This is a genomic window from Vibrio sp. 1F263, from assembly GCF_041439035.1.
Lineage (GTDB): Bacteria > Pseudomonadota > Gammaproteobacteria > Enterobacterales > Vibrionaceae > Vibrio > Vibrio tasmaniensis_A.
Genome location: NZ_JBGONI010000068.1, coordinates 1 through 10,128, shown reverse-complemented (window position 1 = coordinate 10,128; position 10,128 = coordinate 1). Strand labels below are relative to the sequence as shown.

The 10,128-nt window shown below is 38.4% G+C and carries 8 protein-coding genes and 2 pseudogenes; 5 read left to right on the top strand and 5 right to left on the bottom strand.

Going from position 1 to position 10,128, the window contains the following annotated elements:
• Positions 1-39: 39 nt before the first annotated feature.
• The 5 genes and pseudogenes from ACED25_RS22305 to ACED25_RS22285 form a co-directional block, all read left to right on the top strand.
• The gene (locus ACED25_RS22305; RefSeq protein ID WP_371696132.1) at positions 40-369 is read left to right on the top strand and encodes an iron-containing redox enzyme family protein; all 330 of its coding nucleotides are present in this window, start codon (positions 40-42) and stop codon (positions 367-369) included.
• A gap of 47 nt (positions 370-416) precedes the next feature.
• Positions 417-869: an SET domain-containing protein-lysine N-methyltransferase gene (locus ACED25_RS22300; RefSeq protein WP_016800584.1), complete on the top strand. Its 453-nt coding sequence runs from the start codon at positions 417-419 to the stop codon at positions 867-869.
• Positions 870-923: 54 nt separating this feature from the next.
• The gene (locus ACED25_RS22295) at positions 924-2,510 is read left to right on the top strand and encodes a flavin-containing monooxygenase (protein WP_371696129.1); all 1,587 of its coding nucleotides are present in this window, start codon (positions 924-926) and stop codon (positions 2,508-2,510) included.
• 57 nt (positions 2,511-2,567) lie between these two features.
• Positions 2,568-3,416 (top strand): DMT family transporter, encoded by an 849-nt coding sequence (locus ACED25_RS22290; RefSeq protein ID WP_016800586.1) that lies wholly within the window; start codon positions 2,568-2,570, stop codon positions 3,414-3,416.
• Between the two features lie 726 nt (positions 3,417-4,142).
• Positions 4,143-4,328: pseudogene (locus tag ACED25_RS22285) on the top strand (IS6 family transposase); the annotation flags it as partial.
• A 59-nt stretch (positions 4,329-4,387) separates the two neighbouring features.
• On the opposite strand, the gene ACED25_RS22280 reads toward ACED25_RS22285, so the two are convergent.
• The 5 genes and pseudogenes from ACED25_RS22280 to ACED25_RS22260 all read right to left on the bottom strand — a co-directional run.
• The gene (locus tag ACED25_RS22280; RefSeq protein ID WP_016800590.1) at positions 4,388-4,861 is read right to left on the bottom strand and encodes a GNAT family N-acetyltransferase; all 474 of its coding nucleotides are present in this window, start codon (positions 4,859-4,861) and stop codon (positions 4,388-4,390) included.
• Positions 4,862-6,478: 1,617 nt separating this feature from the next.
• Positions 6,479-6,724: pseudogene (locus tag ACED25_RS22275) on the bottom strand (ISNCY family transposase); the annotation flags it as partial.
• A 164-nt stretch (positions 6,725-6,888) separates the two neighbouring features.
• Complete coding sequence (locus tag ACED25_RS22270; RefSeq protein WP_069592252.1) at positions 6,889-7,302, bottom strand: H-NS family nucleoid-associated regulatory protein; 414 nt, start codon at positions 7,300-7,302, stop codon at positions 6,889-6,891.
• Positions 7,303-8,142: 840 nt separating this feature from the next.
• Positions 8,143-8,721 (bottom strand): DUF2913 family protein, encoded by a 579-nt coding sequence (locus ACED25_RS22265; protein ID WP_016800595.1) that lies wholly within the window; start codon positions 8,719-8,721, stop codon positions 8,143-8,145.
• A gap of 258 nt (positions 8,722-8,979) precedes the next feature.
• Positions 8,980-10,128, bottom strand: a 1,149-nt coding sequence (locus tag ACED25_RS22260) for a hypothetical protein (RefSeq protein WP_371696128.1), incomplete at its 5' end; no start/stop codon positions are given.

Below are 10,128 nucleotides of genomic sequence, written 5' to 3'. Positions count from 1 at the left end.
AGCTGATCAGATCGTAGGTTCTTGATTTAGTTCCATTGAATTACGCAACAAAGCCTCACAGAAGCTAAAACCTATGAATACTTAGGAATGAATGTTGTTATCGAGAATGCAATTCACTATTTAGCACAAGCAGTAGCAAAAATGGTGGAGCGGTTGGAACTGAGTGAAAAGGAATGTACGTGGATACGTATTCATTGTGTTGTAGATAAGAGACATGGAGAAGCCGCATTGGCTTGTGCACAACAACATATGAATGAACACACTATAAATTCAATTGTGAATGGAGCGAGGGAAGATATGGAAAGATTTTCTAACATGTTTGTGAGTGCTCTAAGAAAAGATACTCAACTATCTTATATTTCTAATTAATTTCAAATTGCTTAATACTAAAAGATATTTATTCCTATGAGGTTTTTATGAACACAAATATCTGCCATATATATAAAAATGAACAACTTGTTGATTCCGCGAAAATCTGTGTCAACTGGGTTAAGGGTAAAGGGCGTGCTGTGATTGCCAAAACCAATATTAATAAGTTTGAATTAATAGAAATGTCACCCACAAGCGAGATTCCAGCAGCTCAGATTAAGTTAATAAACAATACTGATGTTTTCGAACATTATTTCGTGAATCCTGAATGTTATTTAAAAACAAATTCAAATACTAATGAGGTTGGTGGTTATATTTCTTTTGGTTTGGTTTCATTATGCAATCATTCAAAATCACCTAATGCAATTGTAAAATGGTTGCATGATGAAATGGGGACTTGGGCAGAACTTGTGGCCTTAGAAGCTATCAAGGAAGGGGAAGAGATAGAGATTTGCTATACAAATATTGACGAGTATTCAAATGTTGATTCATTTATTTAGGTAATTTTACATTAAACTTTTATTTTCCCGTCCATTTTAAGGTGGACATATCTTATGGGTTCAAATATGAAAAAAAATGTCTGCGTAATAGGTGCTGGTCCTTCTGGCCTAGTTACCGTTAAAGAATTGATTGAGAGTGGGCATAATGTTACCTGTTACGAACAATCTCACAAAGAAGGTGGTGTTTTTTGCAAAACATCAAAGTGTAGTGTGACTGCTTATGATTCTTTGATGTTAACTGTATCAAATTATTTTATGGCTTTTTCAGGACTTCCTCCATCTATTCATGAGGGGAGACGATTTTGGTCTAGAAAAGAGTATGAAGAATATTTGCAAAAGTATACGGATACATTTGAGTTGAGACAGCATATACAGTTTGATAGTACCGTGACAAAAATCGAACCTCAGGGTGATGGGTTTAATGTATTCGTAAGCTGCTGTAATACCGAATCATCAACTTATTATGATGCTGTAGCAATTTGTGTTGGGATCACACAAAATCCACAAATTCCAGTCTATGAAGGGCAGGATACTTTCACTGGTAAAATATTACATTCAGCAAACTATACCAACCCAGAGGAGTTTAGAAATAAAAAGGTTGTTTGTGTTGGAGTCGGAGAGTCGGGAGCTGACATCGCTCACCAAATTGCGAATGTTGCAAATGAATGCACGCTCTCAATTAGGCATTATCCATCAATCTTAGACCGTTGGTATAATCAGCAAACGAACGATGCTTATACTGCACACGCCTTTTGTGCGCTAGGTCCAAAAGGAATGAATAGTTGGTATAACAAAGAATTAATTAAAAGCCTTAACGAAAAAGAAGGTGATTTGAGTGAAGAACATAAATTAACTTTTGATTGGGCTTTGAAAACTGGAGGCTATTTCAATCAGTTTATTACAAAAAGTGAAGTATTTGTCCAAGATATTATTAATAAGAGACTTGCAGTTAATGTAGGTGGGATAAAGCAGTTAAACGGACAGCGAGTAATTTTCGATGATGGTAAAGAAATGGAAGCCGACATAATAATGTGTAGCACTGGTTTTCAGGAGGAATGTAAGGTTACTGAGCCTTGGGTGAGTATCACTAACGTTAGAAATTTATTCAAACATATGATACATCCGGATTGGGGAAGCAAACTCGCCTATATCGGAACTGCTAGGCCGATGCAGGGAGGTGTTCCAGCGTGTTCAGAAATGCAAGCTCGTTACTTTGCCTTACTTTTATCGGGAGAGAAAAAACTTCCTAAGCCTTTGGAGATGAAAGATATCATAGAGAGGGACCGTCAACATGAGGAAAGTGCTATGTGTCTCACGCCAAATATTAAAGGATTAGTCGATTATGAACAATATATGCCAGAAATGGCAAAGTTAATTGGATGTAATGTAAGATTACGTCACTTGATTAATCCTTTTGTTCTTTATAAATTTTGGTATGGCTCACATCTACCTGTAATTTACAGAATTACGGGCCCAGGAAAAATCGCAAAACTACCAAAAAAAATATTACGTAAATTACCAGTCGCCTATACCATTAGAGAGCAAATATCCTTAAGTATATATTTTATTAGACAGAAGATATTCTTACGTAATAAAGAAGACATTGAAAATATAGAGCGTGAAGTTGTAGAACAAGATTAAATTGTTCTTTCGCTATTTATTAGTACTAAAAATGGTTCATCAAACTAGGAGATGTCAATGGGAAATGTCATGGTGTTTTTTGCGGCCCTTGCATGGAGTACAGCAGGGTTATTTACCAGGATAATATCTACCGATTTTCCGACAACTTTATTTTGGAGGTCGTTATTTGGCGGGATATGCGTGCTATTTATCTACTATTTTATTAGCACACCAATCAAGCGTCGCCGTATGTTGATATTTACCAAAGGTGAACTAATTATTGGAATTATTGTCACCGCAGGTATGATTTGTTTTATAGCCTCTTTTTTTTATACAACAGTGGCGAATGTTTCTTTTGTATATGGGTTGATGCCATTATCGACATTTGTTCTTTCTGTTATTTTCCTTAATGAAAAAATCAATAAAACCACGTTGTTTTGTTGCATCATATCTATGCTTGGTGTGGTATTTATTATGTGGGGGACCACGGATATCGACGACAAGTTAGGCTTATTATTAGCATTTGGGATGACATTTTTTATGGCGTTGTTGACAATAATAGCAAAGTACTATCCAACGGCTGAAGTTGCCAAATCAACATACTTGTCTGCCTTTTTATGCGCACTGATTGTATATCCGTTTTCGAGTCATATTAATGGTTTTTCCAGTGACTATTATTGGTTAGTTGCGTATGGAGTGACGAATGTTGGTTTAGGGTTCGGTGTCTATTTAATAGGAGTTTCTCGAACAACTGCTATGTCGGCAGCTTTAATAGGATTAGCTGAGATACCGTTAGGACCATTTTTAGTTTGGGCTTTTTATGCTGAGGAGGTGGGGTTACGCACGATCATAGGTGGCACAATTATAATGATGGCTGCAATAATGTACCTAGTTTCTAACAGAACCGTAAAAAGGGAGTTTGAATAACTGATCTGCACCATCAATACTGGACGCTACGTTAAGCGACTTTCCATACCTTTAGTTATCTATAAATTGCTAATTTAGGGGAAGCTGTAGCTCATTTATGTCCAGAGGCTTCATAGACCTGAAGTTTTACTCGTCGTCGCGACTCAAGGCGAGTTCCAATGATATATTTTGTAACTGCAAGCAATTAGCTTTGTCGATAAGAGCTGATAACAAAGAGAGCCAAAGCTGACTAAATTGATTAACCAATAACTTTCAATGTTTTTGGTTATAGTATGTGTAATACAAATCCCAATAATACTTGAGTTATTTCAAATGAAACAAGAAGTACATAGGTTTGAGCTATCAATAAATAGCACTATCTCTGAAGTCTATGGCCACTTTACTAAGGCAAATAGTGACCAAAGCCTCGATAGAATGTTTGAAGGTCTTCAAAAAAAACTCAGGAAAATTACCTGCTCAGTGAGAGAGAGGGAGTGTACTCTCATTAATGTGTACATTGCATACGGCAGAAGACAAGAGGACTTTGATGGTAGAGGGAAGACTTGTAATTCTTTTCCTACAAGGAGAATCGAAAGTATAATGAACACCCATTCTAACCTTTCGCCAGAAGACCTGCTAGGTGAGGCTTTACGATCTTTAGAGCACTGAGCTGGAACTTTAACGTTTTCTAGATTAGCGCATGATAGCTGAAAATATGAGCAAAAAAATTAAGAGTAATTACACCATGACAATGCGATAGAGTCAGACCATGCTCTAATCAAAAAGCTCATCGAAGCGATTCAAGGTCTTTAAAGGTTACGGATATTGAACAAGAGTCAATTTGATTTTTGGTTAAGCCGTGACCGGGCAGAGGTGAGAGTGCACGAGGGATCAGCGTTTTTGAATGAACTCTTCAATACATTTACAGTTTAAGTATAAAATGAGGCGGCCAAATAGCCGTCCCAGACACACCATCTGACTTGTTTATTCACTCATTCCTTTAAGCCAAAAATTAATTCAATTTCATCATCAAGTCTTCTGCCCGTTGGTATAAAACCAAGTTTTTGATAAATAGAGAGCGCATTGCCTTTTTCTTTATCCATCGTGGTCAGGGAGACGCCTTTTAAACCGATAATGGAAGCGTATTTCTTACTGAAGTTAATCGCTTGACTCCCCAATCCCTTTCCTTGGAAACGATGGTCAATCATGACGCGCCATACATATAAATGCTCCTTTTGAAAGTGTTCATCGTGTGTGTCCAGTATTCTAGGGTCAATCAGAGAGATCAGGCCCGCAGGTTTATCGTTTAAGTAAATACCATAGTTGATACTATCGTCGTTAAAACTGGCTTCTGCAAGCCACTCTGCGTTGTTAGCAATGAGTTGTTTTTGAGACTCTTCCACTGAGAGAGCAATAATGTCATCGATAATGGTATTGTTTATTTTTAAAAAGCTAATTTTATTCATGCTTATTTACCTTGGGTAGGTATTTCATTAAAAGTAACTGGCCAATGTAAGGATCTTGATAAGCTAATCTTGAGTTATCAAAATGGTAATGCCGCTTTTGTTCCTGTCATTTAACATAGGCTCTTCAACTATCTTATAGATCTCTTTATCTGGCGCATGCTAGAACTCGCCAATCGTTTTTCATTAAGGTATATAGTCACAGTAGAGTATGCTTTCTCAAACAATGAGGATGGAAGTTCTTGTTTCCTATTTTGTCTGCACCCATGACAGAAATATGAGTTCCAAGCGTTGCCCACGATGATTAAAAAAAAGGGTCCGTACAGTATTTTTGCAACAGTCCCGTTACAAGAACCAAAACAAAATCCCTGCTAGAGTGCTTACTAGTGTAATGAAAGAGAGCTTTAACGTGTTCTAAGCCAGTTACATGTTGTATGTCACTTATCAACTAAAATGGTGGCTCTTCTCTTACCGCCTTTGCACTCAACAGTGACGTTCACTCCATTGACGAGTGCTTTCTCATTATTCGCTCTGGCTCTCACATCGAGTTCAAATTTGGACAACGAGTTCGGTAAGCGCAAAAGAAAGAGTGCTGGTTACCCTTTTGCTTTGGTACAGGCCAAATCTTGATGTTATCGAAGATGGCCAATCGCAGTGCTAAAATAGACAAAACTCTGGAATATTGCAGCTAATGTTATCGAAAGCTATTCTGCACTATTTTTGTAGTTTGCGTAATTGGTGTAGCCAAACTCAACACCAATGATACGAACCGCCATATAAGTTTTAGCCCAGACCATTTGACGTATTATTCCGGAATCTTTTGTCTCTTACAGTATGACTTTGTAAGTAAAATCATTACATAATGAAAGCGTATTCACTAGGTTGCTAGTTCAAACCTTGATGCTTTGGTTTTTCTAATAGCGATAAGATGTCGCTCCTAATGAATTGATAGCAGAGTAGTTTCTTACGTCTAAAGCGGGACTTGATTGGATGAACCAACGATAAATATAGGACGATTCACAATAATGCCGTGCTTGGCCGACATATCACTCAGATTGACATTACTCATGGGCGTTGATTAAGCGACTTTCCATACTTGTTAGAAGAATATTTATTACTTCTAAATCGTAGTCAATACAATGTTTCTAAAAATGACGTACTCTCTTACCTTTATCGTTTGGGTATAAAGAGAGTCGATTTAAAAGTGGGCAGTAAAACGTTGAATATTTTATAAAACTTTGACCAGAACGTTATATAAGGGCTTCAAGGAAGGTAATAACCTTAGTCTTTCGGTCTTTTTTATGACGTTGTCACAATGAAAGTTGGGTGAGGCGATAATTCCCCTCACTCAATTAGTACCTGAATATGATAACAATAAGGCCGATGGGTAGGAAAAGTCTAAAAGTTTCGTACAACGTCATACCATCCGGATGAAGGTGGACGTTAAGTGGGAAGGTGATGAAAGGGTTCCACATGACTCCGCGTTTAATCGAAGAAGGGACCTGTCGTATGACAAAAGAAAGTGCCCGCGCCGTTTTTTTTCTTATCCTTATTTTTTATTGATTTAACTATTTATCTCCCCACGCGCAGTCCTTTATTGATGGCCATTTACTTGCTCGGCTAATGAGAAAGTTGTGCTAGTTCGTCTTTATTCAATCCTGTGACATCCATAATGGCTTCCTGATCTAGACCATTAAGCATCATCTTGTGCGCCATCTCCTTGAGGGCTTCTTGGCGACCTTCTTGACGTCCTTCTTGGCGGCCACGTTGCTCGCCTTGTTGGCGCAATTGTTCTGCAATAGTCATAAGTGTTTTCTCGTGTTTCGGTACTGATGAGGCCAGTGACGTAATTAACGCCTCTAGGTTGATTTCTGTTCACGCATTCATTTTAAGATTGGCCAATGGGAGAGATATTTAAAGTGAGCTGACTGCCCTATAGAAACTAACCTAAACAAGGGCTCTGTTAGTTTCTATATGAATTCTGGGCCTCTTAATTGAGGGGGGTGTAGTGAGGGTTTTGAAAGAAGCGACTATTTCGCGATCAAGAAATCCTCAATTGATTTTCCAGCATCAAGCTGTTCTTGAATTATGGAAGGGGTGCGACCTTGACCGGTCCAGGTTTTTTCTATGCCGTTCCCGTCTGTGTAACTATATTTAGCAAGGCGAGGCTTACGTTTACCTTTTATTTTATTCTTTGATTGACCTGCTAGAGCTTCTATAAGAGCTTCAATATTAACACCATCGACCTTGATTTGCTTTGCGATTTCAGCGACTTTGGATTCTTGTTCAGCACGAGCTTCGCGCTCTACTTCTTCGCTCTCTTGGCGTTCAAGAAAGACGGTCGTTAACTTATTCAGTGCTTCTTCAAGTTCCTCAAGTGTTAATTCACGAGAGAACGCACGAAGCGAGCGGATATTAAGTAAAGTTTTTATCATTTCGGTCATGTTGAGTCCATTTACATTTAAATTGAGATAATATTACAAATCAATAAGATACACAAAAATTGTCGAAACACGTTTTCTCCAAAAATAGCGTTGTGAATATTCCCTCTTAGGCATATTTTTCTAAATATCAATGAGTTATTGCCTATCTTCATCCGAGAATGATGCTTTTTTAGGGTAAATAGTTCGAGCGTCGCTAAAGCTTATGGATTTAAAGTGGCTGTACTGAATATCTTTGATTAATTTAGTGTTCAAACTTTCATGAGTAAACGCACAGTAAATATGCAAGTTATTGATGGCTATAGAGGATAGAGCACTCTCAAGTTGAGTTTCAGTAACCATGTAGATCAAAGGGGGTATTTCGGAACATCTCATATAACCATCAACCTCGTCATAGCATGTTGATTATTGCATGTGTCTGCATAAAGAAAAGTATGAATAGTCCTAAACTCTTATTGTGTCTCTGCATTGAAAACTGGCGTCCGTAAGGTTTGGGTGAAATTTTCACCTACCACTAGGATGGAAGGCTCCGTGTCACAGGGTGAGTATCGCAGTATATTATACTAGACCTAAATCCGGATTTAGGTGGAAAAATGAAGAAGAGAATTGGACCCTATGCGCAAACCTAGCCTAGCTAATGCCAATTTTAAAAGGTTCATGCGTAAGCCAGAGTTGCGTATTGAAAAGCTCTCTCTTTATGACCTATTTGGTCAGACTGGCTTTGGGTGCGTTGTCATATGGGAAAGCTTTCAGTCAAGGTTGAAGATGGGTATTTAGTCGGACATTGTCTACCCAAGGTAAAACCGAGAAATAGAAAGGCACTATTCAATCGTATAATCGTTATCACTCTCGGTGCAATAAAAGGTGAATGACTTCATCTTTCTCTTCAGAGTCAACTTCAACGCGATAAAAGCCTTTGGCTTTTAGCGCTTCAATTAACGCTTCCAACCGATGGGTTTTCACCGTCATAGCCAGGGGTTTTATCTGGTTATTGTCTTCATCAAACCCTTGCTCTATGCTTTTTTCTTTCATGTAAAGAGTATCTCGTTCCATTTCTTTTGTGGGGTCTTCCAACATAGTTGGAAACTGATGCTGCTCAAATAATTCCGTTAACATGATATAGAGTTCATCAGCCTGTGAGAACTTGGCTTGATACCCGAGATTCAGTTGATTTACCTCCCACATTTTTTGTTCGAGGTTGCCTGTTACACTTCGGCCAATACTGAGCATGGTTTTGAGTTCATTTTTACATGTCGAGAACTGAGGCCGTTTTACTTTTGGTTTGATGAATTTTACCAACAGTTCATTTCTTCTTTTCGTTGTCCAATATCCACCTTGTTGACTCATGGTTAAATACAGTGCGAGAAGCGCATTCGTCACGATCTCATCAAGGGCTTGATAGTGCTTAAGGTTTCGACTCATGAATTTATTCTTTCTCTTTAATTGAAGCTTCCTAGCTGTTTTTCACGATTTTAAATTGAGTGCGTAATCAGCGTGTATTAAGGCTTAAATAATAAGGCGCATTCAAAAATTAACGGGAAACGCGAACATATACCTGCTCAAACTTTAATGGCACCGCTCGTCGCAATCCCGTAGCTGGCGAAGCCAGTCGAAGGGTGAGCAAGCGGTATTTCGAACCTCTTAAACCACCATGATTAAGCCTCTTTTCTAGACACAGAATCAATAGAAGGTAAGAGATCCTAAATATTTTTTTAATTGATTGATACTGTTAACTTTTCTTATTCTTTTTTCAAGCGAGACTATCGAATCATCAATCATTTCAAGATACTTTTCCATTTTGGCTTGCGTCTTCTTCTTGCTTGGTGCTGAGAATTGTCTCCAGACTTGAGACTTAACTCCTTGTTGGCTAAAGATGTCACGGTGGGCCCGATTTAAATCCAGGAGCTTCATTTCGAGCAAATGCTCCATTCTCACTAAAGTTGTTTCATCAAGAAGGTGCTCAGAATCGGGGACATATTCTGTCAGCATTCGGACTAAGGTCATCACATCATTCTCTCGTTTGGCCACCGCCAGTTTCTGCATTAAACGATGTTTATCTTCTTTCTTTAACGGGTCAGACTCTTTATCTGGATGGATAACACTCGCAATGCGTTTGTACATTTTGTTGAGTTGAGTACCTCGGAACATTTCTTTGATGTTAAGCGCGTCGTCGTCTTCACTCTCAAAATAATCGAATTCAAAATCGTCCCAATCGTCCTCATTTTGGGCTCGTGGTGAAAATGAGTCGTTATTATGTTTAACAAAAGAGGCCCATAAGGCACTGATAAAAGCTTCAATGGCGAATGGATCACCAGAAGCCAGAATTTCACGGATTTTTTTGTGGGGTAAATCAATATCAGCGCCGAACATCTCCTTCATGCCGTTTTCAAATTCTCGACAAGCTGCATTGAGCGCTTGCTGTTTCTCTTTCTGAAATACTTTATTATGATAGGTTTCATACTCTTCGCATAACGCCTCGACTTTGTCTCTATCATTGATAAAAGGGCGATCAAGCAAGTCAATTAACTCCTGTTCAATCGCTTGCATCAAGCGATTGCGGATATTGGTTTTGAGTTTTTTTGAGGTCAAAAATGACATCAAGTGCTTAACCCAGGCACAGTGAAGATGGTCGAGCTTTTTATCATAGGGAGTCAGTTTATCTTTGTATTCAGAAAAAAGCTGATTGACCTTGAGCTCGGCCTTTTGATTACGCCGTTCATTTTTTTCAATCTTCCTCCAGAGCTCAGATAAATAATCCGACTGAGAATGTGGAACGTTGTTTGAGTGAAAAATAGGAAGTGTCATATCCGTCCTTTTCTCTTCTAGTAA

Excerpts from the sequence above, each read along its gene's own strand:
- ACED25_RS22300 (WP_016800584.1), top strand. The coding sequence starts at position 417 with ATGAACACAAATATCTGCCATATATATAAAAATGAACAACTTGTTGAT.
- ACED25_RS22295 (WP_371696129.1), top strand. The coding sequence starts at position 924 with ATGGGTTCAAATATGAAAAAAAATGTCTGCGTAATAGGTGCTGGTCCT.
- ACED25_RS22290 (WP_016800586.1), top strand. The coding sequence starts at position 2,568 with ATGGGAAATGTCATGGTGTTTTTTGCGGCCCTTGCATGGAGTACAGCA.
- ACED25_RS22280 (WP_016800590.1), bottom strand. The coding sequence starts at position 4,861 with ATGAATAAAATTAGCTTTTTAAAAATAAACAATACCATTATCGATGAC.
- ACED25_RS22270 (WP_069592252.1), bottom strand. The coding sequence starts at position 7,302 with ATGACCGAAATGATAAAAACTTTACTTAATATCCGCTCGCTTCGTGCG.
- ACED25_RS22265 (WP_016800595.1), bottom strand. The coding sequence starts at position 8,721 with ATGAGTCGAAACCTTAAGCACTATCAAGCCCTTGATGAGATCGTGACG.